Annotated in this window: 22 protein-coding genes and 1 pseudogene; 8 read left to right on the forward strand and 15 right to left on the reverse strand. The window is 40.4% G+C overall.

Translation table 11 applies throughout. The annotated features are described in order from the left end of the window. Positions 1 to 130: 130 nt before the first annotated feature. A complete protein-coding gene (locus tag V7K56_RS11800) occupies positions 131 to 1,381 on the reverse strand; it encodes a serine hydrolase (RefSeq protein WP_334910589.1) in 1,251 nt (416 codons plus the stop codon). A gap of 310 nt (positions 1,382 to 1,691) precedes the next feature. On the opposite strand from V7K56_RS11800, the gene V7K56_RS11805 reads away from it, so the two are divergent. Next, entirely contained in the window at positions 1,692 to 2,369 is a 678-nt protein-coding gene (locus tag V7K56_RS11805; RefSeq protein WP_334910590.1) for a potassium channel family protein, read from the forward strand. A gap of 283 nt (positions 2,370 to 2,652) precedes the next feature. Next, positions 2,653 to 3,207, forward strand: coding sequence for a DUF3124 domain-containing protein (locus V7K56_RS11810; protein ID WP_334910591.1), 555 nt, complete (start codon positions 2,653 to 2,655; stop codon positions 3,205 to 3,207). A 312-nt stretch (positions 3,208 to 3,519) separates the two neighbouring features. On the opposite strand, the gene V7K56_RS11815 is transcribed toward V7K56_RS11810, so the two are convergent. The 8 genes from V7K56_RS11815 to V7K56_RS11850 all read right to left on the reverse strand — a co-directional run bounded on the left by V7K56_RS11815 (position 3,520) and on the right by V7K56_RS11850 (position 14,188). After that, on the reverse strand, positions 3,520 to 5,073 hold the full coding sequence (locus V7K56_RS11815; protein ID WP_334910592.1) for a cation:proton antiporter: 1,554 nt from the start codon (positions 5,071 to 5,073) through the stop codon (positions 3,520 to 3,522). Between the two features lie 790 nt (positions 5,074 to 5,863). Then, entirely contained in the window at positions 5,864 to 6,916 is a 1,053-nt protein-coding gene (locus V7K56_RS11820) for a saccharopine dehydrogenase family protein (RefSeq protein ID WP_334910593.1), read from the reverse strand. Positions 6,917 to 7,035: 119 nt separating this feature from the next. Further along, positions 7,036 to 7,344 carry a putative quinol monooxygenase gene (locus tag V7K56_RS11825; protein WP_334910594.1) on the reverse strand — a complete coding sequence of 103 codons (309 nt, stop codon included), beginning with the start codon at positions 7,342 to 7,344 and terminating at the stop codon, positions 7,036 to 7,038. Positions 7,345 to 7,446: 102 nt separating this feature from the next. Continuing rightward, entirely contained in the window at positions 7,447 to 9,087 is a 1,641-nt protein-coding gene (locus V7K56_RS11830; RefSeq protein WP_334910595.1) for a lipoxygenase family protein, read from the reverse strand. 226 nt (positions 9,088 to 9,313) lie between these two features. Beyond that, positions 9,314 to 10,747, reverse strand: a complete 1,434-nt coding sequence (locus tag V7K56_RS11835; RefSeq protein ID WP_334910597.1) for a c-type cytochrome — start codon at positions 10,745 to 10,747, stop codon at positions 9,314 to 9,316. Between the two features lie 75 nt (positions 10,748 to 10,822). Beyond that, entirely contained in the window at positions 10,823 to 11,248 is a 426-nt protein-coding gene (locus tag V7K56_RS11840) for a hypothetical protein (protein WP_334910599.1), read from the reverse strand. 12 nt (positions 11,249 to 11,260) lie between these two features. After that, positions 11,261 to 12,727, reverse strand: coding sequence for a c-type cytochrome (locus V7K56_RS11845; RefSeq protein ID WP_334910601.1), 1,467 nt, complete (start codon positions 12,725 to 12,727; stop codon positions 11,261 to 11,263). A gap of 66 nt (positions 12,728 to 12,793) precedes the next feature. Further along, entirely contained in the window at positions 12,794 to 14,188 is a 1,395-nt protein-coding gene (locus V7K56_RS11850; RefSeq protein WP_334910603.1) for an NADH:flavin oxidoreductase, read from the reverse strand. A 671-nt stretch (positions 14,189 to 14,859) separates the two neighbouring features. On the opposite strand from V7K56_RS11850, the gene V7K56_RS11855 reads away from it, so the two are divergent. The 3 genes from V7K56_RS11855 to V7K56_RS11865 all read left to right on the forward strand — a co-directional run bounded on the left by V7K56_RS11855 (position 14,860) and on the right by V7K56_RS11865 (position 19,740). Continuing rightward, the gene (locus tag V7K56_RS11855; protein ID WP_334910605.1) at positions 14,860 to 16,869 is read left to right on the forward strand and encodes a hypothetical protein; all 2,010 of its coding nucleotides are present in this window, start codon (positions 14,860 to 14,862) and stop codon (positions 16,867 to 16,869) included. Positions 16,870 to 17,227: 358 nt separating this feature from the next. After that, positions 17,228 to 18,700: an esterase/lipase family protein gene (locus V7K56_RS11860; protein ID WP_334910607.1), complete on the forward strand. Its 1,473-nt coding sequence runs from the start codon at positions 17,228 to 17,230 to the stop codon at positions 18,698 to 18,700. A gap of 248 nt (positions 18,701 to 18,948) precedes the next feature. Then, positions 18,949 to 19,740, forward strand: coding sequence for an SDR family NAD(P)-dependent oxidoreductase (locus V7K56_RS11865; protein WP_334910609.1), 792 nt, complete (start codon positions 18,949 to 18,951; stop codon positions 19,738 to 19,740). Between the two features lie 187 nt (positions 19,741 to 19,927). On the opposite strand, the gene radC is transcribed toward V7K56_RS11865, so the two are convergent. Then, positions 19,928 to 20,659 (reverse strand): RadC family protein, encoded by a 732-nt coding sequence (gene radC, locus V7K56_RS11870; RefSeq protein ID WP_334910611.1) that lies wholly within the window; start codon positions 20,657 to 20,659, stop codon positions 19,928 to 19,930. Positions 20,660 to 20,831: 172 nt separating this feature from the next. On the opposite strand from radC, the gene V7K56_RS11875 reads away from it, so the two are divergent. The 3 genes from V7K56_RS11875 (at position 20,832) to V7K56_RS11885 (ending at position 23,286) form a co-directional block, all read left to right on the forward strand. Next, positions 20,832 to 21,392 carry a hypothetical protein gene (locus tag V7K56_RS11875; RefSeq protein ID WP_334910613.1) on the forward strand — a complete coding sequence of 187 codons (561 nt, stop codon included), beginning with the start codon at positions 20,832 to 20,834 and terminating at the stop codon, positions 21,390 to 21,392. Positions 21,393 to 21,454: 62 nt separating this feature from the next. Further along, positions 21,455 to 21,643, forward strand: coding sequence for a DUF4089 domain-containing protein (locus V7K56_RS11880; protein ID WP_334910615.1), 189 nt, complete (start codon positions 21,455 to 21,457; stop codon positions 21,641 to 21,643). 242 nt (positions 21,644 to 21,885) lie between these two features. Next, positions 21,886 to 23,286, forward strand: a complete 1,401-nt coding sequence (locus V7K56_RS11885) for an AtzE family amidohydrolase (RefSeq protein ID WP_334910617.1) — start codon at positions 21,886 to 21,888, stop codon at positions 23,284 to 23,286. A 53-nt stretch (positions 23,287 to 23,339) separates the two neighbouring features. On the opposite strand, the gene V7K56_RS11890 is transcribed toward V7K56_RS11885, so the two are convergent. The 5 genes and pseudogenes from V7K56_RS11890 to V7K56_RS11910 all read right to left on the reverse strand — a co-directional run. Further along, positions 23,340 to 23,558, reverse strand: a complete 219-nt coding sequence (locus tag V7K56_RS11890) for a hypothetical protein (protein WP_334910619.1) — start codon at positions 23,556 to 23,558, stop codon at positions 23,340 to 23,342. A gap of 422 nt (positions 23,559 to 23,980) precedes the next feature. Further along, the gene (locus V7K56_RS11895) at positions 23,981 to 24,490 is read right to left on the reverse strand and encodes a GNAT family N-acetyltransferase (RefSeq protein ID WP_334910621.1); all 510 of its coding nucleotides are present in this window, start codon (positions 24,488 to 24,490) and stop codon (positions 23,981 to 23,983) included. Further along, complete coding sequence (locus V7K56_RS11900) at positions 24,487 to 24,996, reverse strand: GNAT family N-acetyltransferase (protein WP_334910623.1); 510 nt, start codon at positions 24,994 to 24,996, stop codon at positions 24,487 to 24,489. The genes V7K56_RS11895 and V7K56_RS11900 overlap by 4 nt, the downstream gene beginning before the upstream one ends. A 56-nt stretch (positions 24,997 to 25,052) precedes the next feature. Continuing rightward, the gene (locus V7K56_RS11905; RefSeq protein ID WP_334910625.1) at positions 25,053 to 26,378 is read right to left on the reverse strand and encodes a DUF58 domain-containing protein; all 1,326 of its coding nucleotides are present in this window, start codon (positions 26,376 to 26,378) and stop codon (positions 25,053 to 25,055) included. A 196-nt stretch (positions 26,379 to 26,574) separates the two neighbouring features. Beyond that, positions 26,575 to 26,700: pseudogene (locus tag V7K56_RS11910) on the reverse strand (IS630 family transposase); the annotation flags it as partial. Between the last annotated feature and the right edge of the window lie 254 nt (positions 26,701 to 26,954).

The following is a 26,954-nucleotide window of genomic DNA, read 5'->3' on the forward strand; positions in this document are numbered from 1 at the left end:
AAGATTTTTTGGCAATGCTTATCAAGCGAGGTTTTGAAAAAGATTCAAGGTCAGCATCTTATTTTTATCTCTTCAAAGATATAAAAGAGCGATCGCACTCCTAACAAAAGACAAATGACAAGTCACAAATTCATTTATTCGTTGCAAGTTTGGCAAGCACCCCACTGTACAATGCCATAAATTTTGACTCTTCTAGAGATGCATTGCTGTTATTCCAAGTGGCAACCACACAATAATTTTTGCCATTCTTCCCTTGCAACCAAGTTGTCAGATTGAGAACACCAGGCTCAGATCCACCTTTAAATGCTACTCGCTGCCAATCTTTAGCATTGGCAACACCAGGATTAATACTCATTAGAGGTAAATCAGCAACTTGTTCCATTAATCCACAAAGTTCCTCAGCTGTAAAAAACCATTCGACATCAACGGCAACTGGATTAGCTCCCTCAAATTCATTCACATCAGGAAGCGGCTTTTTAGAGAGTTCTTTCAGGATTGCACGACGTTGAGCTTCGTTACTTGTGCGATAACGCTTTAGAAAATTTTCATTTCGAGAACTTTTCAAAATAAACGATTCACGGGTAGTTAAGAAAGGACGATTACGGGGTGATACCAACTCAATAGGTTGTCGTCCTATGAAGTTAATTAATATATCTGTTGCTGTATTGTCGCTCGAAGAAATCATTAAAGCTGCAAGTGTTTGCACTGTCAGATATGTTCCATCTGGCCATGTTTGTAATATTCCAGATGGTAAACTTTTCCAACTAGGTTGCAGTTGTACTACATCCTTCCATGTTCGCTTATCAGAAGCAATTTCTGATTTCAGTGCTTTGAGTACGGCTAGTTTGAAGGCTGAACCAACTGCCAGGGGTGTTTTAGTATTTAATGCAGCTTGTATTGTTTTGCCTTCCTGAACTAGAAAACTGACTTTACCAGGTAATGCTTTAAATTTAGTAGTTGCTTCTTCTAGATTAATAACTTGGGCTTGTGGTGACTCAAACAGCAACCCTGAAATCTGTCCTTTGCTATTTAGAGCTATTTTAGTTGGCACTGAAGCTTGACTAAAAATAACTAAGTAATCTTGTCCATTATTTTGTACGCCTTGATAGGTTACTAGTTGACTTTTCATGCCATCAATGATTTGCCGCACCTGTTCAATAGGAATTTGAGCTAAAAAATCTGGTGCAAACCATTCACTCTGTATTTCTTTGTTAGTAAATAATCTTTCTAAAGCTACTTTAGGAGACATGGATTCATTTTGAGATTGAATCTGAGCTAAAGGTAGCATTTGAGGTTTAATATCTGCCAATGCTATTTGAGGAAAGATGAAATTCGTTGTTAGTAAGCAAGTTGATAAAAAACTGATATAAAATTGAGACATGAGAAATTTTTACCTCCCTCAGAATAAAATAATTTTTATCTCATCAAAGTAATAAATTAGGATAATTAAAAGTATAGATGAATAGAATTCACGTTGGATAACAATTTTAAATTATTTCTGAAAAGCCCACAAATCAAATACGATTAGTATATCTGTTTCTGTTGTGCCAACTTCACAGACAACGCAGTTTTACTAATTCCTCCATGCTGATTGCAGATGGTTTGAGTACCGAGCGATCCTCACAAGCTATACTTCATTCTTTGTTAGCTTATAGAGTGAAGTAAAAAGTGAAAGAGCATTAGGAGCATTCATGTACGTACTGATTGGTGGAGCAGGCTTAGTGGGCTTAAGTCTAGCGCAAAAACTGGTAGAACTAGGGCATACTGTTGCTGTAATTGACATTGATCCTATAGCTTGCCGCTATGCCCGCGAACAAGTGGGAGCAATGGCTTTTGAAGGCAGTGCTGTGAGTACAGAAGTATTACTGGAAGCTGGGATTCGCAAAGCTGGTTCCTTGGCAGCAGTTCTAAGAAGTGATGCTTTAAACTTAGCAATGGTAACTCTTGCTAAACACTACGGTGTAACCCATATTTTGAGTCGGATGCGCCACCCCGACTTTGCCGAACCACTACGGATAGCTGGAGCCAACCATATTATCAGTACTGTTGAACTAGCAGTTGCAACAATGGTGAACGCCATTGAGTATCCGCAAGTGGAATCAATGATGCATTTTGAGCAAGGACAGATTGAGGTTCTGAAACTTTCCATCCCTAACAATTGCTATGTTGCTGGTCGTAGCGTTGCCGAAATTGCTCAGGATTCCCAATTCCCTACTGGTTCGCTAATTATTGGTTATCAATCCCATCCTCATGAAGATTTGATGATTCCCAACGGTAGTACAATACTGGAACCTTATTCAACTGTGCTGATTGTGACTAAACCACGATGCTTACATCAAGTCATTGATTTTATTGAACAAAAATGTTGAGCGCAGTTCCTACCTAAACTGTTTATTAGGTAGGGTTAGCTACACATGTTTAACAATTCAAAATTCAAAATTCAAAATTAAAGACATTTTCAGACAGGGATTTAAACCCCGACTGTAGCAAGATCCCGCAGGGTAACTGACCGGAGGCGGAGTGACTCTGACTTTGCGCTACGTGTAGACGTAGCGCAAAGTCAGAGCGGAGGTTTCCTCCGATCAGAACTTTGTAAGAGAGGAGTTTTAAACCCCTTGATTTACGATAAAAAATTAGTGTAAATAAATTTTGATGAAGCCGTATCGATATATTTATTTAGCGATCGCTGTTATTATTCTTGCATCTTGTGAATCAACACCCAAGTCGCAACCTAACGCCATTCCAGCAACCCCGTTGCAAAAAACAGTGACGCTGGATCAGAATTTTAAGATAGCAAGCGGTCAAACTCTTTATGTTCCGGTCTATTCACATATCTATCATCACAATAAGCAAGAGATTTTTGAGTTAGCAGTTACGCTCAGTGTTCGGAATACAGATTTGACCAATCCGATTATTGTTACTTCTGTGCGCTACTATAACTCAGAAGGGAAACTAGTTAAACAGTATTTGGAGCGCCCTATTCAACTTGATGCGCTAGCTTCTACAGATTTTTTTATCAATAGAAATGACAGCAGTGGAGGTTTAGGCGCAAACTTCATTGTCGAGTGGGTAGCCCAAACCGAAATATCCGAACCGATAGTGGAAGCAGTCATGATTGGTACTGACTTTCAACAAGGAATTTCTTTTATCAGTCCTGGTAGAGTAATTAAAAGTCAAAATAACGATAAGCGATCGCCTTTAAAATAGTTCGTAATGACGCTCTCTACCAGACGCTAAAAGCGTAGCTTGCAACTCTTACAGAGTAAGCGGATTTGCTACCGCTACGTTAACGTAATTCGTAATCAAGTTAATTCCTCGTTTCCTCGTTCCTATGCTCCGCATGGCAATGCATTCATTGAGTCTCTGACTCAATCTATTGCTGGAGGCAACAAATTTTAATCAGCCAAAGCTCAGAGGTTCATCAACAAAGCTCAAAGGTTAACTCGCGAAACTCAGAGGTTCATCAACGAAGCTCAGACTATCCCCTATACCCAATGCCCCATGCCCAATGCCCCATATTTAATCATCTTCTAATTTCAGTAATTGTTCATCAAGAGTTTGTATCCGCTCGCGCACAATTTCTTCTGAGAGAATTCGCTTCCGCATTGCCTCATTAAGCGCTCCTTTTTCTGCCAGCAATAAACGTCGGCGAATGGCTTCAAGTTTACTGCTTTTGCGACTTCTACCTTCTACCTCATCAGGGCGACGATTATATAGTTCCCGCAGTGTTTTTTCTGCACTGGCAATTCTTACCTGATAAGCCGAACGCATCTCTTCATAAACGGCTTTTGGTAATACCCCTGATTTCAACAGGCTATCTAATTCATCTTGTGCCGCCTTACCTGTCATCAACTGGGCTTGCAACTCTTCAACCTGTTGTTGAATTTCGGAAAATTTAGATAATTTTAAGCGTTTTACCACCCAAGGCAAACTTAAACCCTGTCCCACTAACGACACCAGCACAGAGCCGAAGACTATAGCTATCAGGACTTCTCGCCCTGGTAATGTGGTGGGTAAGCTCAACGCTAGAGCCATTGACAGTGAACCTTTAATGTTGCCTAAAAACAGTAAATGTTGCCAACGCAATGGAATTGGGCGGTCAATCCAACGAACCACTGCTAGCAGTGGATAGACTGTAAGAACTCGCCCGACTTGATAAGCCAAAACTGCAAGTAGAATTGCAGGTAAAGTTTTCCAGAGTGTTACCAGGTCTATTTCTACACCAATCAACAGAAAAATAAATGTGTTGACAGTAAAACTGGCATATTCCCAGAAACTCAACAAGGTGATGCGACTAGAAGCAGAGGTATTGCGAGAAAGCCCAAAATTACCGAAAATTAAGCCAGCGACAACTACCGCTACAGGGCCTGAGACACCGAGATATTGCCCAACCTGAAAAGTTCCTAATGCAACTGCGACTGTCAGCAAAAGACTGCTAAGAGCATCATCTAAACGGGTGAATACAGGTATACTCAAGTAGCCCAAGACTAACCCCACAACGCAGCCTCCTAGAGAGATAAATAGCAGTTGTTGGATTCCCTCGATAAATGTGAGTGAGCCTGTTGAATATACTTGCAAAATCAGGTTGAAGGAAACTAAGGCAGCGGCATCATTGAATAGAGTTTCCCCTTCAACAATAGTGGAAAGCCGAGAGGGCACTGGTATATCCTTAAATACAGCAATCATGGAAACAGTATCAGTGTTTGCCAGCATTACTCCGACAAATAAGGCAGGTATCCAACTCAGTCCAAGGACAAATTTCAACAGGACGGCAATAATCGCACTGGAAATCACAGCCCCTGGCCCAGCTAGTAGGGCAATTGGTTTAAAGGTGCTGCGTAGACGACTGACATCTGTATTAATACCAGCTTCAAAGAGCAGAATTGGCAAGAAAAGATCCAAAACAAGGGTTGGACTTAAACCAATCTGACGAGACAATAACTCAGTGATGGGCAAACCTGCTAGTACTAAACCCGTAACATAAGGAATTCTCAACCGTCGGGACAGCAAAGCTACTCCTGTAGCAAGGAGCAAGAGAATAATTGAAACTTTGACTAATTCGGTAACATCCACTATTGCGTTTTAGAAAGTTAGTTTGACTTAACTGATAGATTCTCTCTTCATTCATGCCAAATTAGCAAGTTCAGGGTGTGGTTCAGAATGCAATACGCTTGGATTAAGCATCTTCTCTTCACGCTTGAGAGGACAAGGGGACAAGGGGGACAAGGAAGAATCATTGAAGAAACTTCTCCCTTGTCTCCCTTAACTAAACCGTATTGGTTCAGAATGGAACGAGCCAGTACTAGCTACCTATAGCTCGGCAATCCTACTACCAAACCCAGAGTCACTCGCTTCGCTCAAATTAAAAATTAAATCCCACGACTTAAGCCGTAAGCTCTGGAACTCTTGACGCCTTGCGCCTCTCTACGAGACGCTACGCGAACACGCTGCGCGCCTCGGAGCAATTCTTTTTTAAAGTAAGCTCTGTATCCCACAACTAAAGTTTTATTCGTAATTTTCTATTTTTAATTGTTTTGTCAAAGCGATCGCACTTTCCACTAACACCAATTTGAAAAAAGAATGCGACAGATACATACGGACATACCTTTGTTATGTCTAGCTTTCTTAATGCATGAATTTTGTTAGCGCAGCGTTAGCGAGTCTGCTTACTCTGTAATAGTTGCAAGCTACGCTTTTAGCGTCTCGTAGAGAGCGTCATTTTGAATTTTGAATTGGTATAATCTTGTCAACAAAACGGCTTAAAATAAATGCACAAAGTCAGCAAAAAATCTAAGCATTGGTCCAAAAAAAAGCTAGGTTTTTTACCTATCAAGCCTAAAAAACCCAGCTTTCTGTTGTATCCTTACTCGAACCCGGTAACTCCCGGAATCTCAAGGACAAAATCTGCCCCATATACGGATGCAGGAGTCTGGAATCCTACTTTAACTTCGCCTTGAATTACCCGTTTGATTGCTGCTACACCTGCTAATGCTGTAAAATCGTATGCTTCCGGCCCTAAGAGCTTTGCACTTACTTGTTGACCAGTTTCATCCTCAGCAATACCAATTACTCTAACTTGCCCTTTGGCTCGTTCTGCTGCCGTTGGCCCAGTCGGTAGAGTTTTAATTAGACTAGCTAAAGCATTTTGGAATAAAGACGAGTTAAATAACCATCCCAAATACTGGCTCGACTCCATCAAGAAGCGCACAGGATTAGGAAATACGGTATAAACCTCAATATTGGGAATACCCGTAGTCTGAAAGGCAGTGATAATATCAGCACGCCAAGGGTTTGTTACTGCTATTACCGGGCCATAACCAAAATCAACTTTACGGCTTTTCGATGCTGGACGAGATGCAATGAGCTTACCTGATTCTCGGACTACCCCGATATGATGTAAAGTTGGCAGTACTGTATTTGCAGTTCCTTGAGATACACCGCCCACTGTTTCATAGATTAAAATCAGCCGCGTTGCCATCGCTAACTTCTGTTTGAGGTAAGCAGCTACACAATCAGTAGGGACAACCCCAAATCCTACACCAGGGAGAAGCATTATCCCTGCACTTTTAGCCTCAGTATCTCGTGCTTGTAGCACCTGAAATTCAGGTACTTCGCCAGCTATGTCTAAATAATGAGTTTTAGTTTGGAGGCAGGTATCGACAAGTGGCTTTGAGGTTTTGGAGAAAGGCCCAGAGCAGTTGATCACAGCAATTATATCCTCAAGAGAGCGAGCGATCGCTTGCGGATCGTCTAGGCCAAAAACCCGAAAGTCCAAACTTAATTCATTGGCTATTGCTGCTAGTGAACTTTGATTGCGTCCAGCTAAAATTAATTCCAGTCCGTTATTTTTAGCAGATTCAGCAATGAGTTTTCCAGCATAGCCAGTTGCACCATACAATAACACCCTTGATGTCATTATTATCACCAACTAGTACCGCAAGGCGGAATTCAAAATTCAAAATTCAAAATTCAAAATTAATACAACGCAAGCGTTTCATTGATTTTGAATAGGTGGTTTATTTACGCCGAACTGTACTAGGGATTGTTCGCAATCTGCTGCCATAACCTGACTTCAGGTGGTTCAACTAAAAATTGTCCTGACTTTTCGCTCAAAGCTTTAATATACGGCTGCTCTAGGTGTTGAGCTAGAATTTCCTGGCTGACCCAGTTTTCATGCAACAGAAACAAAGATGGATCTTCAACAGATTGATGTAAATCGTAATTAATACAACCTTCTTCTGTAAGGGTAACAGCTATTACAGATTGAAATTCCTGTTTGAATCCCTGCTCCAAACCTGGCTTTACTTTTAATCGAGCGGTGACAGTTACTTGCTGATTTGACATTGTTATTCCTCTTTTTTCTGAGATTAGTTCAACGGGCCGCCTTCAATATTCTCCAATTTCAGCTAAGAAAATTTCGGGGTCGAAGTGTCCCCAATTCCAAGTTCAAGTATTGATACTGTTAATGATTTGCGAAGGCTTGAAGTAGTTGTAAGGTATGGGACGAGTTTGATTTCTAATATCTATTTGCCGTTCTATTTCATGTAAATTTTGTTGGAATTGCACCACAATTTCCTGCGCCAATGGATCGGCAAACTCCTCATCATAAAAACCCAATTTGTCATAGTGGTACGATGTTAAAATCTCAGTCCACATCACCTGGTCAGCAGCTTGTTTAAAGGGAGGAAGTATCTTCATAATAGTTTCTAAGTCCACACCTTTAGTTTCTGGAATTGGGTGGTAGGCTGCATAGGGCATATTGGGTACAAAAGCCATATATTCGTACTGAGAAAAATTCAAAGCAGAGTGTAAAGCAGCGCAAGTGAATACTACCACACTGATGATTTCAATCAGTTGTTCTAGAGTCGCAATCTTGCCTGGCATTCCCTTGACTCTACCACCATCTTGAGCCACTAATTCTTTAGCCCAATTTTGCAACTCATAGTCATCACTAATATCCTGTGAGGTTTTGTAATAGAGTTGCAAGTATTCAGTCACAAACTTTTCGACAGCATTCCAAATTAATATGCCATCGTCCCGGAAAGGAAAGTGCGGTAAAATTTCTGGGTCATCCGTTCCGCGACTTTTTATTAAGCGAGGGAAGGTAAACTTTTCAACACTCCATTCTTCATAAACCTTCGCCACAAATCCAAGAGACTCTGCCAATGAACCTGCCATAAACTCATCAACCGGGCCTCCAGGTTGTAAAAATTGAGTGCGCCCCAAATCGTTATCAAATAGCATAAAACGAAAGTGGGGTTTTAACAGTAGAGCGATGGGATGATTTTCTGCTAGTTGCCGCGCAGTTACAATTGCAAACGGAGCCATAACTGCATGGGTATAAGTAAAATGAGTACCCAATTCCTGATGGTTGCCATCAGCAATTTGAACGCAGATTTTTGCCAAAAACCAATCTAAATAGGGGTCATCTGGTGTATAAATCACGCTTTTTGCACCAGAGTCATGATTAATCTGGATAGCAACAGGCACTAGAGAACCGCCATTAGAACTATCATTACTTTGCCAATAAAATAGAGCTTGTGGCTTGGGAAGGTACTTTTTAACATTCTCGTAGACACCACCTTTAATATTAGATAATAAAGGGTAATCTAAGAAATATAGCTTACCTTCCTTGAGTGCCTTTTCCAACGTCAATTCTGCACCTGCAACCTTCTGAAAATGAACATCTGTGACAGCAAAATTATCAGGTAATACATCAATTCTTTGAATAGCTAATGGGTTCGCTCCAGAGAGTCGTTGTTCTGCAAAACAAGAGTCTGTTTTGTAATTTTTTATGACATCGGGTTTTGGGAGTAGTGACAAAAGTTCTTCATATTCTTCCAATTCATCTAATGGGTCTAAGAAGTTTCTGGCTTTGGCAGCTAGCATATTTGGTGCAAGAGTTGCCATACTTGCCAAACGTTTAGCAGTATATTCCGCTGAAAAGTTTTCTTTATGAGGCACTTTATCAATTACTGATAGAGGAGCCAGATAATTGTGATTAAAATTGTATTCTTCTCGATTTTTATCTAGTAAATTTATTCGGGTATTAACATTAGGCTCGTTTTGCGGTAAGTATGGTTTCATGATTATCTCCAATTACAGCAGTTATATTACTTGGTAGTAAATGACTAACGTCACAAAGTTGCTATAGCAATCCTGTCTGAGTTGTGAAAATTACTTTGTTTAATGAACTGCGAGACGCTACGCGATCGCAGAGAAGTATGCAAAGGGTGCGAAGTGTAAAAAGAAAATATTTCACAAATGATTTAGGATTGCTAAAAATCATTTTCTGATTTAGCAACTACTTTAATTACAGAGTTTTCAAGTACTCAATTAAAGCTTTTTTATTCTCATCAGATAAATCAGTACCATAAATGTGTCCTTGATTTGAATTAGCAGTTACCGTAGTATCGTATTTAAAACCTATAGTTTTGGCTTCATCTCCTTCAGTAATAAAACCAACTTTTTTCGGGTCATAGACATCATATCCCCGATAAAAAACTTGAGGACGATTCTCTGGTTTTTCTAACAAATCTTGTAAAGATGGAACTGAACCATTATGTAAATATGGCGCTCTTAACCATAATCCATCTAAGGAAACAGATACATACCCATTGGTTTTGCGTAAGTTTTTAAAATCCCAAGGGTAGCCATTACCAAAACGATTGTAAGTGTCTGCTCCTTCTTGTGTCCACATATCTAACCGATGGCGGTCAGTTCCCACTTCTTCCACAGGGATAACAGTACCTGTTCTTTCCCCACCAAAAGCGTGACAAGATGCACAAGTATTAGCAAAAATTTGACTTCCTTTTGCAGCCACTTGCTCATTAATAGCAAATGGATATTTAGGAGGTGGTAGTTCTTGAATAAAATCTTCTACCCGTTGTAAATCGGCTACAGGAAGTGATTTTTTGGTAGCACCATCACCAATTGCTCCAGTTTGAACAGTTTCTGTTAGTGAAGTTTCTAACCCATCCCAATGCAGTGCAAACCCTTTGTGCATCTTTTGATTCCAAAGAGGCATCATATCAGAGTTACCGATAGTGTTATCTTTGGGTAACTTTAAAGTATTGAATTTAACCGGATTAAAAGGATCAATCCGACCAGGGCCCCAGTTAGGACGAGAATCTGTCCAACTATAGTCTTCTTTTTGTTGCAGCAGTGCTTTCTTAGTTTGAGGAATTAGCACATAGCGATAAAGTAAATTTTCTAACCACGAAAGCTGATAGTTATATTTGATTTCGTCAAGGATATAATCTGCCGTAAATCTGGGATCGCCAGCAGTTGCACTCAAAAATCGTAAATAGCCTTGTGAATCAAACTTATTAGCAGGAGCCGCGGCTACAATTGTGGGTTTATCCCTTTCTGTTTTTCTAAAGGTAGCTGTATGGCAAACAGCGCAAGTTATACCGACGCGAGGGAAGCCAATGGTTTTTTTCGTAAACCCAACTGGCATTTCTTTACCCTCTTCCCATGTGATTCCCAAAGAAGTATAACCACCTGGCCCTGGTAATTTATCAGGGAATATTCGTGGTAATACCAGCCAAATCCAATAGGGAACACCTTGCGCTTCTTCTGTGCCAATAGAACCATATTTAAAGTGTTCTTCAGGCGATTCATAATATGTGGGAACCTCTCGAAAAAGGTTGTACCATCCCACATACCCAACTACACCACCTAAAAGGATCGTAATTAAAACAATGCTTGCGATTACGCTACCTATTTTATTTTTGAGTATTGTCATGGCACTCTTTTGCTCCTTTGCAGAAGAATCTGTTTGTAGTGCAGGCAATATACCCACACTAAACTAGGGATAAAATTAGGAGAATTGCTTCACTGGAGTTGCAGCGATCGCATTTTGGTCACGCATTGCTAGTGTGAGAAGAATTACTTCCGTTAATCCAAAAAACAGGTCTACAAAGGCAATGGATAAAAATCCTTTATCTTGCCCAAAGAAAAGTACTGCACAAATGAAAAATGTCGATCCAAAAGCTCGTGAAGGAAATATTGATATCCAGGCGGTTGCCTGATATCGGTATGGGTCAAGTGCTCCAGGTATATAAAATGCACTAATAATAAATAACAGCATTCCCGCAGCGCGAACCCAGATAATTGGCATTGGTATATGCATCTGAAGAAACGTCAACATTAGTTCTGGAAAGAAGCACGAGGGAATGACAAAAAACATATTAGCGATAATGCCGAGCCAAGTAACGCGACTAAACCATTTAGCGTAATTATTCATTTTTTTCTCCTTTTAAAGCTTTTTCATGTACTCAACTAATGCATTTTTATCTTCTGTAGGAAGATCAGTGCCGTATAAGTGGCCACTGTTACTATTTCCAGGTTTTGTGGTATCGAACTTAAAGTATTTCTTACCGTTTTCTACACCGACATCAGATACAAAACCAACTTTTGCTCTGTCAATCACATCGTAGCCACGATAAAATTCTTTAGGTCTATTTTCTGGTGTTTCTAGTAAATCTCGTAAAGTAGGAACTGAACCATTGTGCAGATAAGGGCCGCGTAACCAAACACCATCAAGGGGCATATTTGCATACCCATTAGTCTTGCGGAAATTCTTAAAACGCCACGGATACCCTGTATACAGAGTATTTTGATTAGACATCGTTTTGTAGGTATATGAGTCGAGACGATGGGGGTCTGTTCCAATTTCTTGAATTGGTACAACTTTGCCTGTATAAGCACCACCAAAAGCATGACAACTAGCACAATTACTTTCAAAAAGTTGTTCTCCTTTCGCTGCGATAGTTTCGTTAACTTCGTAGGGATATTTTGGTGGTGGTAGTTCCCAAAGCCAATCGGCAACTCTCTGAATTCGAGGCAAATCAATCGTTGTGGGTGTGACTCCAGCGCCTAAAGCTGCACTCTTATTTCGTTCATTAACGGAAGTGTTATTACCATCCCAATGTAACTGCAATCCTTCACGGGGCTTTTGATTCCAAACTGAGGGGAAATCAGAAGTACCAATCAGTTCATCCTCACGCAATTTATCCATTGGGAAATGGAATTGAATTGCTTTATAAGGATTAAAAGTATCTACTCTTCCTGGGCCCCAATCTGGTTGTTTTTCAACGAAATTAAGTCGAGATGCTTGATTAATTAGTGCATCTCTAGTTTGGGGAATTGCAATGAAGCGATAAAGTAATTTTTCAATGGGATTAAGACCGCCACTAATTTTTTCAATTTCTGGCAACATCCGGTTAGCAGTAAAGCGCTCATCTACACCAACTGCTGATAAGAATTTGATATATCCCTGCAAATTAACTACATTAGCAGGCATTCTTGTGATGACTTGATGTTCGCTATTAGGGGTATTTCGCAGCGTTCCTGTATGACATACAGCACAATTCAACCCAACTCTATCAATAAAGACTCGCCGTTGCGAAAAACCTATAGGCAAATCTTTGTCAGGTTCTTTGATAAATCCCAGAGAAGTATAACCTTTTCCAGGTAATTTATCTGGAAATAATTCTGGTAAAACTTTCCAAATCCAGTAAGGGATGCCATTGACCGGTTCGCTGCCAATTGAACCATATTTAAAATGGTTTTCAATATCAGCATAATCCACTGGAGAGTTAGACAAAACAGGCCAAAGGAAGAATACTGTTACTGCTACAATACCTACAATCACAACCCAAATCCGCTGGAAGACTCCCTTGATTGAGCTTGGAAGTAGGGTAGGGTTTGTTTGTTCAGTCATGAAACACTCCCTATATTGTCGAGATTATTTATAAGCGAAATTGTCGATGTGATACGCATCGCTTTTTTATCTAGATGAATTTACAAGCTGAGTTTGATGAAAGACTGACATTACTTCTTCCATCATCTCTTCATAATTATTGAAGCGATCCTGCTCGTAACAACCCAAAGGATTTTCAATTACATTCAGCAGACATTTATTACAATAGGTACAAGGTTTATCTGCCAAATCTTTACCTGCTTTAAAAGATTTAACTAGATCGTTGTTAGCAATTAAAGTACGAGCCATTGTAACGCCATCGCAATAATGCTCGTTAATTGCCTGACGAATATAAGAAGCCTGCTGTAAACCACCTGTACATAATACGGGAATATTAACGTGCTTTTTAATTTCTCTGGAATCTAGTAAGTTTCTGCCTTGGTTCTCTATCAGTAGCTGCTTGATTTTGAGGTCTTTTACATCATCACCACTAAATGCTTGAGAAGGCAATTGCTTTTTCACGCGATTCCATAAAAAATTGAAAACTGGATGCAAAAATGCTTTGCGAAATAAAATGTAGTTGCGTGTGGTTTCGACACCACTTGACAACATAGAATCATAAGTTTTAGTAATGATATCAAAATTAAAATCACCAATAGGATTGAGTGGGTGAGGAAATAAGCTACCAGTTGACACATGTACAGCATCAGCTCCAGCTTCTTCTGCCCATTTACAAACTTGAATGGAATCTTCTATGGTATTACCTGGTTTTTCCCAAAAGGTGACGGCGTTATTATAATCAACGGCACTAATTTTGAATTGCAAATGAAAATCGTTGCCTACTTCTTTACGGATTGCTCTAATTACATCTAGCAAAAATCGCGCTCGATTCTCTAATGAACCGCCATATTCATCTTGACGGTCGTTAATTCCAGAACTAAGAAATTGATTAAAAAGATATCCATTAGCACTGTGCAATTCCACTCCGTCTAAACCTGCTTCACGGGCACGTCTAGCACCATCAGCAAAGTATTGGATGGTTTCTTTAACCTCTGTTAGTGTCATCGCTTGACATAAAAAGCCGTGGAATGGCTCAGTTTTGCTGGTTGAACTTAACGCTTTTTTTCCTAAGTTTTCTACACCACCAATATCTTGCTGTCGCCCCGAATGACTTAATTGCAAGATAAGTTTGCAGTCATATTCGTGGACTTTTTCTCCTACTTTTCGCCAAAAAGGAATGCGCTCATCACAGTTAATTGTGGCGTAATTGGGCATAATTCGCCCCCGAATAGCAACTGGGACAAAGGAAGTAATAATAGCCCCTACACCACCACGAGCAAACTTTTCTTCCCAGTTGATTCGGGCTTGAGTACCTGAACCATCATAGTTATCCCATCTTCCAGAAATGCTTGAGCGAAATATCCGATTTTTTACTGTGAGATTACGAAATCTCAATGGCTCAAAGATAATATCGTTTTCCATGTGTTCCTCTGTCTTCTCTTGTTTCGGCAATAAAATTAGGTGGCAAAATTTTTCGTAGCACTAACAGTCTCGCCAGAGAACTATTGTTTCTAGTGTCTCTGAGAGAGTAGTTTTTTATCTCTATAAATCTCCAGTGGAGAATTTCGGATGCGATGCCTGCGCCAACGCTAAATATTAAGTTTTTGTTACTTAAATCTAACTACCAAGTTGAGCATCGATATTTATCCTTATTGGTTTTTACAGTTATATAAAGACTTTTGCAGTTTGTAAAGGATGGGATTTACAGAGCAATTCTTAAAAAAAGTGAAAATTTCCGTCTTTTATTTCTCTTAAAAGGTTAAGACAACCTTAAAAGTAGCTGCTAACGATTTGTTGCAAATCTAACTAAGTAGGTAGGAAATCGATATAACCATAGCAAATTAGTTATTGAACGCCATTGTAAATTTACAATTTTTTAAATTTTTGATTTAAAAATGTATAAAAGTTTATTGATGACGTTTTGCAAATTTGTGTAGTAACTTCATATATAAGAACCTCAGTAAGGTACATAAATCATCAAAATCTCCTAAGACTAAATCTGGAAAATGGGAAATTAGTGATGAAGCATTAGTGTACCTCTGTAAAGGTGAGGTGCAGTGGAAAAGGTTAAGGTGTTACAACCAGAGAGTTTTATGAAAAAGACAAGTCTAATTTTTAAGGGCTGTCTGCTCCTCCTGTTCGTGACTATGTTTATAGTCTGCGGCTTTTATGGATCGTCTACAGCTATAGCTGATGAGTATAGTGAAACACCTGCGCCCATAAGTACTGAGTATTCTGATAAAGGTGTATCTGAATACCCTGATAACTGTGAGGGTATCGGTTATCTCCCAGATTATAAAAAGGAGAATTTGACAGATGCCGAAAAGCGGGGTCGTTGTACTTGGTACTTATGGACTGGCGATAACGCCAAGTACTATCGCGATCTAGCGAAGCGAACGCGTGGTGGTGTTGATCTGCTAAAGCTGATTGACTCGCGTGTGCATGACGAGCGATTGCAACGTTATGGTGCAATTAACGATCCTGGATGTGAAAAAGCAACAGCGCCAGATGAATACGGTTTGTGGCTAGATAAGTGTAAAGATCCGCTCTCAACTGGTGTTATTGGGTTGCGTAAGTTCCAAAACCCCAACTTCGACTCGGCAAAATGGAACCCTGTTGAATATGCCAAAACCTCACAAATCGAACCTCCCTACGTAATCGGGCAGTCCTGTGCAATTTGTCACGTAGGATTAAATCCTCTCAATCCACCCAGAGATAAGGAACATCCAAGATGGGAAAACTTGGTACCAGCATTGGGTAATCAGTACATCAAGGAAAACAAATTATTTGCATCCAGCGTTGCGGACAATAGTTTTATTAAGCAAGTACTTGACTCTCAAAAACCTGGTACCTCTGATACTTCTCGGATTGCCACCGATCATATCAATAATCCGAATGCGATCAATGCCATTTTTAATTTAAGCGATCGCCCCAAATATCCAGAGGTGATGAACGATGGTTCAACCAAGGATGTTAATCATATTCTCAAGGATGGTGCAGACTCTACAGGAGTGGCAATTGCCTCATTACGCGTCTACGTCAACATTGGGATGTGCGGCGATTACTGGACAAGTCTCCATGAGCCTTTATTAGGCAGAACTCCCCAAAAACCTTTTGACATCGAAAAGGCACGGAAGGAGTGCGAAGGCTGGAGACAGACAGAAACACGCATGGCTGATGCCGAAGCATTCTTAAAAACCATTAAGCCGATGCACCTGAAAGATGCAGCAGGTGGTGAACAGTTCTTGACTAAAGATGAAGAAGTTCTCAAACGTGGCAAGCTGGTTTTTGCCAGCACTTGTGCTAGTTGCCATTCCAGCAAAAAGCCATCGGCTGAAATTGCTGCTGACCCCGAACAGGCTCAAAAATGGTACGAAGAGTCTGTACTCAGTAGTAATTTTCTTGACCACAACTTCTTGTCTGATGACCAACGTTATCCAGTCACACTAATTGGTACCAATGCGGCGCGATCGCTAGGGACAAATGCCGCTAAGGGTCATATTTGGGATCAGTTCTCATCGAAGACTTACAAAGAACTGCCTTCACCAGGTACTTTGACGCTGTATAACCCCTTCGATCAGAAAAAACCCATCGAATTTAAGATACCTGACGGCGGTTTGGGATATTACCGTACACCTTCACTAGTGAGCATTTGGGCAACAGCACCACTTCTTCACAACAATACGCTAGGACTTTACAACGAAGATCCTTCAGTGAAAGGACGTGTAGAAGCTTATACTGATGCTATGGAAAAGCTGCTCTGGCCTGAAAAGCGTGAGGGAATTATCAGCAGGACAGACCGAGAAACCAAATTAGAGCTTCCCCCAGGAGATCCGAATCCGAGATTTAAACTTCCTGTTCCTAAAGGTACGCCTGTGAATTTGCTAGCAAGCATCAATATGAGAGAGGCAATTACATCTCTCAATCTCGGCAACCTTTTCCAAGACTTGAAACCGGTCGGTGGAATTAAGGGTAAGTTGGCACGCGTACTTTTAAGAGCCAACAAATCTCCTGACTTTGTGGAAGATGAAGGTCATTATTTTGGCTCAAATCTGCCAGATGAAGATAAGAAAGCGCTAATTGAGTTCGTGAAAACGTTCTAAGTACAGCTCCCGTGTAAAATCGTAGTGTTTTGAACGCTCTAGGGGCGCAGAGAATTCGCTACGAATTAATATAGGACTTACGCAAAAATTGCTAAAAAGCTTAATTTCTCGAACCGCCAAGATGAGGCAGTGCGTTGGGCGGCTCTGCCGACTTGAAGCAACTGCCGTGCCAAGAGGAGGACACTTCCGTGGGCGGGTTTCCCGACTTGAGGAAAGTGTCCGTCGCCAATAATTCGTAGAGTGTGCGTAAGTCCTAAATAAAATGTTGTACTAAAAGTAACTTGTCTGGATATTTTTTTTCGTTCCTAGATTTAACCTGGGAACGAGAAAGAATATTTATTAAATAGGAAGGATATATATGCAGTATTTACCAATCATCTTTGTTCGTGGATATGCAGGTACACAAAAAGACGTTGAGCAAACAGTTGACGATCCCTTTTATGGATTCAATAGTGGTTCAACCCATATTCGAGTAGATGAGAAGGAAAATCCTCAGAAGTTTTTTTTCGAGAGTCCATTGCTACGGCTAATGACCGATCATGGTTATCAACCGATTGTTGACAATCAGAATGTGAGCAGTCAGATTAAAAGATTGTCTGGTCAACTTCATAAAACTATTTGGATCTATCGATTTTATGATATATCTACACCGAGTTTTGGCTCCTCAAGTGTAGTCAGACAAGAGATGGAGGAAATAGCGAAGGATTTAAAAGACTGGATTCAAAATGTTAAGGAAACCACAGGGGCAGGCAAAATTTATCTTGTCGCCCACTCAATGGGAGGTCTTGTTTGTCGCAGTTTGATTCAAAAGATTTATCCAGAAACAAACGACGTAGCTACCAATCACATTAATAAATTCTTTACCTACGGTACACCTCATGGTGGCATTGTTTTTGATATTGGAGATGGCTTGATCGAAAACCTAAGAGACACTCTCAGATTAAATAATTCTGATGACTTTGGTCCCCAGAGAATGTATCAGTATTTAACACCTAATGCCCAGCCAACTGATGAGTTACCCAAGGGCTTTCAGTTAGAAAAACTACAAAGCATAGAGGACGCATTTCCACCAAACCGCGTTTTTTGTATTATCGGTACTAATGCTCATGATTATGAAGAAGGTTTTGGTCTTTCACGCAAGACTGTCGGAGTCAAAAGTGATGGTCTAGTTCAGATTGATAAAGCTTATATTATGGGTTCTCATCGTGCCTATATTCACCGTTCTCATGGTGGGCGTTATGGCATGGTGAACTCGGAAGAAGGTTATCAAAACCTGCAACGATTTTTGTTTGGTGATATCCAGGTAAAACTGTCTCTTAGCAATGTCGAGTTAAAAGACCTGGACAAGAATTTTTATCAACTGGAAACTAGGGTGGCTTTGCGTGGTCTTCCTATTCCTATATATGAGCAAGCGATCGCTCATTATTGCCCAATTACACAAGAGTTAACTCGAACAGATAAACCTGTTCCCCTATTTACAGCTTTCTTAATCCCAAGAAACTCAGCCAATGACGATAATACCTGTAGATATGCCCTGCGTTTAGCACTGCATTCCTTTACAAAACAAGAGACGAATTGGTTACACGACCATCATCTCGACCAAGTACCTTTATGGTCTGACTATCTAATTACTGATGTTGCCGAATCAAATAGCACTTATGAGGCTAAATACAGTTGGAATTCTGATCAAAAAGAGCCAGTCACAAAGTTAAATCCGACTTCTGAATCCAGTTCCGGTATATATGTTGCGTATGTTCCTCTACCCGAACGCGGACAAAAAGTCTTAGGAACAAATGCGGCAGTTCGCTTGGAAATTTCCCAATGGCAATAAATAAGTGCTTATTGTTGTGTAGTCAGTAATTAGTTTTGTTTACTTAGCACTTGTTAATTATTTTAGAAAGAGAATAATCAAGGTTAAAGAGCGTTAGGTTAATAATGACTAATAACTAATGATTCATAAAAGACATGAGTGAAAAAGATTGGAAATATGCAGCCTACATCTCTATAAAGATTCTGGATTAACACATAGTTATTTTTACCAGATATCTATTTATTTCAAGCTGTTAACAGAGGAAAATTATGCAGAGTAATCGCAAACAAACGGCTCTTATTACTGGTGCATCTAGCGGCATCGGTTATGAATTTGTGAAGTTATTTGCTCAGGATGGTTACAATCTTGTATTGGTAGCTAGAAGCGTGGATAAGCTGAATAAAATCGCCGATGAATTTAAAAATAGATTTGGCATCAATGTCAAAGTTATTTCCAAGGATTTATCTAACCCATCCGCCCCAGAAGAAATTTTCACAGAGCTAGAACAAGCATCGATTAATATTGATGTGCTGGTGAACAATGCTGGGTTTGCTACCTACGGATTATTTAACGAAATTGACCTAAATGCAGAAATGCAATTGCTACAAGTCAATATTTTATGTCTGACACATTTGACCAAATTATTTCTCAAAGGTATGGTTAAGCGAGGGTCTGGAAAAATATTAAACCTGGCCTCTACTGCTGCTTTTCAACCAGGGCCGCTGATGGCAGTATACTATGCCAGTAAAGCCTATGTCTTATCGTTCTCAGAAGCGATCGCTAATGAATTAGAAGGCACAGGCGTTTCTGTAACAGCACTTTGTCCAGGGCCTACAGAATCTGGTTTTCAGCAAAGAGCCGCAATGGAAGACTCAAAGTTGGTAAGTGGTCAAAAAATTATGACTGCGGAAACAGTAGCCCAAATTGGCTATCGTGGTCTATTTGAAAACAAACCTGTTGTCGTTCCTGGAATTAAAAATAAGCTACTCGCTGAATCTGTAAGATTTACTCCCAGAAAGCTAGTAACTAAACTAGTTAGAAATATGCAAGAAAGCAAATAAGTTGTAACTTTCGGGCATACGCAAAGAAAGAATATGCGGGGAGGCGGTGAAATATAATGATTCGTGTCACCGCGTCTTATTCACTGACTTAATCCAATACGCTTGGGTTAAGCATTTTTTCTCTCCCCCTGCTCCCCCTGCTTGCCTCAACAGATAACTTTTTCCCTTAATTAAACTGTATTGTAACTTAATCCCCTTGCGGATGCTCATCCCACAAGGTTGTCAGTTCCCGTAAACTTTGATGATTGCCATTGCCCAAAATCAGATGATCTAGTACCGGAATGCCCAAAAGCTGTGCTCCTGCTAACAACTGACGCGTCAATTCTATATCTTCGTGGCTGGGTTCAAGGTTTCCAGAAGGATGGTTGTGAGCAACTATTACCCGCGTTGCGCCTTGACGAATAACTTCTCGAAAAATATCACGGGGAGAGGCTAGGGTTTCGGTTGCAGTGCCAATGGTAATTACTTGCGTACCTAGTAAGCGATTTTTGACATCTAATAGCACCACTGCAAAACGTTCTTGTGTCTGCCACATCAAATCTTGACTGAGGGTAGCAGCAGCAGCAAGTGGGCTATCAATTAATGTGCGATCGTTGGGACGAGATTGAAAGGCGCGTTTACCCAATTCGATTGCTGCTAAAATACTTGTCGCCTTCGCCGGACCAACACCAGAAATTTGCATTAACTCAGCAGGACTAACTTCTCGCAGAACTACCAAAGGGTCGCGTTGGTGTTTGCCTAATTCTCTCAAGATATATTGTCCCAAACCCACAGCAGACAGTTTTCCTGGCCCTTGACCAGTGCCTAGAAGAATTGCGATTAACTCTGCTGTGGCTAAAATTTTTGCACCATGTGTCATTAATCGCTCACGCGGACGCTCATTTGTAGGTAGGTCGGCAATTCTGAGGCAATAGGTCATAGGAAACTAAGAGAATACTCACCCTGGATGGAACTATCCTTAGTTATCCCTTGTTTGCTCTTAAAATCATCTTTCATTTGAGAAAATCTTTAACCTTGGTAAGTTTGTATGGGTAATTTCATTTGCAACTTTCAAGGGGAAGACTAAAAAAAGATGATTTAGGGCGATCGCGATGTTCGATGATTTATTCAATAATCTCAAAGGTTTTATTGACTCTAAAATTCAAGAAGTCGGTAACGATCTGCAAAAACGCTTCGGGGTTCCCGAACCCACAGAGCCATTTGTGCTAATTCGTCGATTCACACCTGCCGATTCTACGGTGACAAAGGGAGGTATTGCAATTGTCGGAGAAAGCTGGCAAATTGAAGCTTATGACGATAACACTCAGCCCTTCATAACTAGTGCAGATCCTTTGCGAAACGTCATCTTATTTGAAATTGCAGAACCCGATGTCCAAGAGTGTGTTCTTGCTTGTCAATTTAACGCGAAAGCACTAAACACAGAAAAACCAATTAAAGTTAGTTTAGGTTGGCGGAGAACGGGACAGTGGGGCACAATGAGGCACTTCTGGCCAACAGAAGTTTTACTAACGGAAGATTTTCAGCCTTACGAAGCGCGTGCCTATTTTAAAAAAGAAGCAGATGCTGCCACAATTCAAATCAGTGTGCAATTTGAGAGTAGTGGCATTCTTCAGATTAGAGATATTGAATTGTTGCAAGCGCCTGTAAAGTAACAATAAGTTTTAAGATAACGTAGACACTTCGGCTTACCGCGGATTTACGCAAAGGAAGAGAGATGAGAAGAGAAGAGTTTGATGTGGGTGAGTATGTCGACCTGATGGGGTTGTTGTTGGATTTAGAGATCAGAGATGAGTATCATGATGGTGTGGTGGCAAATTTTGAGAGAATTAGAGCGATCGCTAATCTTGTAAATTCTTTCCCTTTACCAGAGGAAATTGAAGTTGCACCAGTTTTTGAACCATAATTGCTTCAAGAATAGCTATGTTGATGTTTTAGTGAAGCAAAAACTATTGTTGATACCATTTCACGAAATCACGAAAAATATGATACACAATCAAACCTTGAAATATATGCTAGATTTCACTTTCTTAATTTTGAATTTTGTTAGCACAGCGTTAGCGAGTCCGCGAGCGTCATTTTGAATTTTGAATTGGTATGACTGCTATTACTCAAAAAGCTAAACGCGCTATCTCTTAATATTTCAGCATGAATTTTGATTCAGCCGATGCCATAACAATATCAACTGCTGTACGCGAAGGTAAAGCTAGCGCAGTGGAAGTTACGAAAGCTGTGTTAGCACGAATAGCAACGCACAATCATCTATTCAACTGTTTTACCACTATAACTGCTGAGACAGCTTTAACAGATGCAGCACTGATTGATCGGGAAATTGCTCAAGGTAATAATCCTGGAACCCTTGCTGGTGTACCTTTTGCAGTAAAAAATCTCTTCGATATCGCTGGTTTAACAACTCTGGCTGGATCGAAAATCAATGCAGAAAACCCAGCAGCTACTCAAGATGCAACCGCAGTAGCGAAGCTGAAGCAAGCGGGTGCTGTTCTACTTGGTGCTTTGAATATGGATGAGTACGCTTATGGGTTTGTGACGGAAAACTCCCATTACGGTGCTACTCACAACCCCCATGATTTACAGCGAGTTGCTGGTGGTTCATCGGGTGGTTCGGCGGCGGCGGTTGCGGCTGGTTTAGTACCGCTGACGTTGGGTTCTGATACGAATGGTTCAATTCGCGTTCCGGCGGCGTTGTGTGGCGTTTTTGGTTTCAAGCCAACTTATGGAAGGTTATCTAGTGCTGGGGTAGCTTTATTTTCTAGCAGTTTTAACCATATTGGCCCTTTTGCGCGTTCGGTGCAGGATATCGCTACGGTGTTTGATGTGCTTCAGGGAGAAGACGATCGCGATCCCATTTGTACAAAGCGTCCACCTGAATTATGTTTACCACAACTCAAACAAGATATCTCTAATATTAGAATTGCCATTGCAGGTGATTACTTTACCAAAGGCGCAGAACTAGAAGCTTTAGCAGCAGTGCAAAAAGTAGCTGATGCAATAGAAGTCACTGAATACGTAATCATACCAGAAGCACACCGCGCCCGTGCAGCAGCCTTTGTGATTACAGCTAGTGAGGGTGCAAATCTGCATTTGGACAAATTGCGATCGCGTCCTGAAGATTTTGATTTCGCTACACGCGATCGCTTTTTGGCTGGAGCGTTAATTCCTAGTAGCTGGTATCTCCAAGCACAACGATTTAGAAGATGGTATCGCGATCGCGTTCGGGAAGTGTTTCAAAATGTCGATGTAATTCTTGCCCCAACTACACCAATTTCTGCACCATTAATTGGTCAACAAACCATGATTTTGGATGGCGAAGAAATTCTTATCCGTCCTCATTTAGGGCTATTTACTCAACCATTATCTTTTATTGGTTTACCCGTTTTATCAGTACCAATTCAGCGCCAAAATGCCTTACCTTTAGGTGTGCAATTAATCGCAGCACCATATAATGAAGCGTTAATTTTACGGGTTGCAGCTGCATTAGAGGCAAAGGGTATAGTTTCAGCACCAGTGATTTTCAAAGCTCTCAACTAAACCTAAGCTTGCTTCTCGCCTTTGGTGAGTATTACGAATTATTTTAACCCTTGTCAAACTCCTTGTTCTATTTGCGTATAGTCATAATGTCCAAAAATTGCTTCTAGGTGACGATAATGTTTAAACTCTATCAAGTTATAGAAGGGATCTTCTAAAAAGAAAGTGTCATGTTCTATAAAAGAATCAGCAAAACGGAGTTGAGGTTTTTGTCTAAAAGTGAGTTGTTGTTGCTCTGCCTTTACAAGTACGTCTTCCCAATCACTTTTTAGCACAACCGATAGGTTCTATTAAAGTACCTATTTTACAAACTTCTTCAAAGGAATATCTTTTCTGTAAAACATCCTAGTTTTAAATAATTGATCTACATAAAAATTTTTGCTGCTAAAACTATGTTTTATCGGCTTTATACAAACTTAAAACATACATATATTTAATTTAGCAAGCAAGTATTTTAAATAAAATTACATTTTTTTAACAAATAAAAATATTAGCTGTGGTTAACACAGTCTCATCTGTGGTGATGAATGCTCAAGCTTTCGTTAAGATTAGACGCTTCAGATAAATTAGGAGAATTTACCAGTAATTATCTTATCGTTGCGTTAGGCTAAAGTCGTAATACACCATTTCAGATATACCAGACATAAAATATAGAAATTAATAACTGTTGATTGTAAATATTTACGCTGGAATAATACTATACTCCATCAAAAGCAGCTGGATAAACAACCTTCCCTTTATACTTTTTTTGATAGCTTTGCAGTGGTTTAACCATGAAGACATCCTCTGGTACTGGAAAAGGAGACTCGATTTCATAAACCACAGAAGGCTGAAAGCCAAAACGAGTATAAAATTGGGGATGACCAAGTACAATAACTATGGCTTCTCCCTTTGTGTGTGCTTTTTCTAACCCAGTTTGTACCAGTGCGCTACCAACTCCTTGTCGTTGAAACTGTGGATTAACAGCCATAGGTGCTAGACCTAGTACCTGTAGTGTTTCTTTACCCACCAGGTCAATATAGCTGAATAAAATATGACCGACTACAACATTTTCAATCTCTGCAACTAGAGAAAGTTCGGAAATATAACGGTCAGAATAGCGAATTTTCTCCACAAGTTGAGCTTCGTTTTCTTGCCCAAAAGCTAATGTATTCACCTCAGCTATTGCTGTGTAGTCTAGCAGAGTTTCACAACGGATATGGATCATTTTAAAATTAATTCCATAAAAACCCAGTTTGCTCGATGTTCTAGAGGAATCTCTGTTTTTTCCAAATACGGCTCAATATTTTGAAAGCCAAATACATGATAAAGTGCTTGTGCTTCCTTTGCAAAAGGAGCGCTGTCTAAACGTATCCTGGAGTAACCAATGTAGGCAGCTTCATTGATGATAGCTTCTAATAAAGACCTACCAATTCCTTTTCTGCGAAATTCTGGTCTTACATACATTCTTTTAATTTCGCCAATATCTTCACTAATCTTTCGCAAGCAAGTGCAGCCAGCTATTTCTTTCTCATATTGTCCCAAAAGCAAGCGCCCTGAAGGAGGTAGAAATTCGTGGAGTTGAGTCATATATTGTTCAAAGAATGTATTAATATTTAAATTGATACCGAATTGATGGCTGAATATCAACTTAGTCTCATTAAAATATTCCCAAAACACTTCCTGGATATGAGAGTTATGTTCATCAGTCTCTACCTGGATAATTTTAAGCAAAGTTTATGCCTCCGCTGAATAATTGCATAAAAATGCACAAGTCAGAATGACGGTTACTAAAGTTGATTTCGCGCTTTGAGTTGCAGATATCGCTCAACTAACTGATCGGCAATTTGATTTGCTGGTGCATCTAGTACCAATACTCCTTTTTGTTTCAGTTGGGCATAAGCTACTTGTCGTTGCATTAATAAATCTAGTGCTACTGCACGGGTATAGGCACTTGCGACATCATCTGTAAAGGTGTGTGCTAGACGATCAACTTGTGGATCTCGTAGAGTAACGCAAAATGGGAGATAGCGGGGTGCTAACTTAGAGAGTGCAGCTAGGAGTTCTGTAGAGGCAGTGACATCAATTAAGTCGGTAATCACTACTACAAGTGCCCTCCGAGTTTGTCGCTGCAAAACATTTGTCACCGCCCCCAAATAATCAGATTCAAATAACACTGGTTGAATTGGAGTTAAGCGATCAATTAACTGATTCAAATGATGTTGACCGCGTTCTGGGGTAATCCACGTATGCATTTGGCGGTCAAATATACCAACACCCACGCGATCGCCTCGATGTAAACCTGCCAAAGCTAAAGATAAAGTTGCATTCAATCCCCAGTCAAATCGCTGCAAATTCTGTACTTTTGCCGTCATCAATCGGCCGCGATCAAGCAAAATCAGTAATGTTTGTTCCTGTTCTGGTTCCAAAACCCTCACCAGTGGCATAGCATTACCATAAGCCCCAACCCGACGGGCGGTAGCTTTCCAATCAATAAACCGCAAATCGTCACCAGTGCGATAGTTTCGCAATTCGGCAAACTCTGTACCAATACCAGTTTTGCGAGATTGGCGCATCGATCCTGATGATTGCAGTGTCAGACGAATTGTCAGCGATCGCAATCCGACTAAATCAGGATAAACTTTTACTGGCAGACTTTGGGGAATTTGCCAATCATCCCAAGCTAATCCCCAAAGCCCCAACTGTCGGACTTGAATATTTCCCCAAGGAAACTCTCCCCGCTGTGTTGGGTGGACAGTATACGTTAATTCCTCAGTGCTGTTACTGGGAACAATGGCGCTGAGTGCAGGTACAGACACGCCAAATCCTGTTGGGTAATAGTCGCGGATTTCAATTTGGGCATCGGTATTTGGCGATGTCACCTTTAACACTACGGGATTATCTCGCCCAATGGATAATCGTGACGGTAATTCGCGGGTAATTTGCACACGAGAACGCCGCACCCGCAAACCATCTACAACCATCAGTCCAAGAATGATGGCATCAAATAGCAGAGTGATAGCGATGGTTGCTTTAATGCTGAGAAATAAGGATAGGATCGGGGCGATCGCAATACCCAAAACCAACAATAAATAAACTCGTCTGGAAGGAACCATTTTTTAGAGTGAGAAGTTAAATTTTAGGAGGCAAGGAGCAGAGGGCAGGGGACAGGAGGTAGAATTAGGGACTTTCAACTAAAAAAATACCCATTGCTTTGGTGAGCAAGGGAAGCAGAGGAGCAAGAATCTAATGATCGTCTTCGCTTACAAAATTGAATAATTTAATTTTTGGAAGTCCCTTAACTTACGTTTAAGCATCTGGATGCAGAGCGATAAAATTTTGTAGTTCGGCGATTGCATGAAGTGCTATTCCCTCTGCTGACTGTTGCTGGGATACTCCCATTTTGAGTGTGGCAGTTTGTAAATGCTGACTTCTCATTGTTTTTTGTTAGACTCGTGCGCCTCTCCGTATTTTCTCGTAGTTTTGTTTAAAAATCAAATAGGAATCCTATATTTATAAGCTAATACGCATTTAACTTGCATATTGTTGATTTTGGAGAAAAAGCGCAAAGCCGGAGACGCGCTGCCTCCGGTCAATTCTACTCCCCTGCTGTCTAAATGTGCTTTTTTAGGTGCTTAACAGCTTATATATCAATTGAATGCCAAAGAAAAAACTATTGAGCATAAATTTAA

It is taken from the genome of Nostoc sp., assembly GCF_036917535.1.
Taxonomy (GTDB): Bacteria; Cyanobacteriota; Cyanobacteriia; order Cyanobacteriales; family Nostocaceae; genus Nostoc.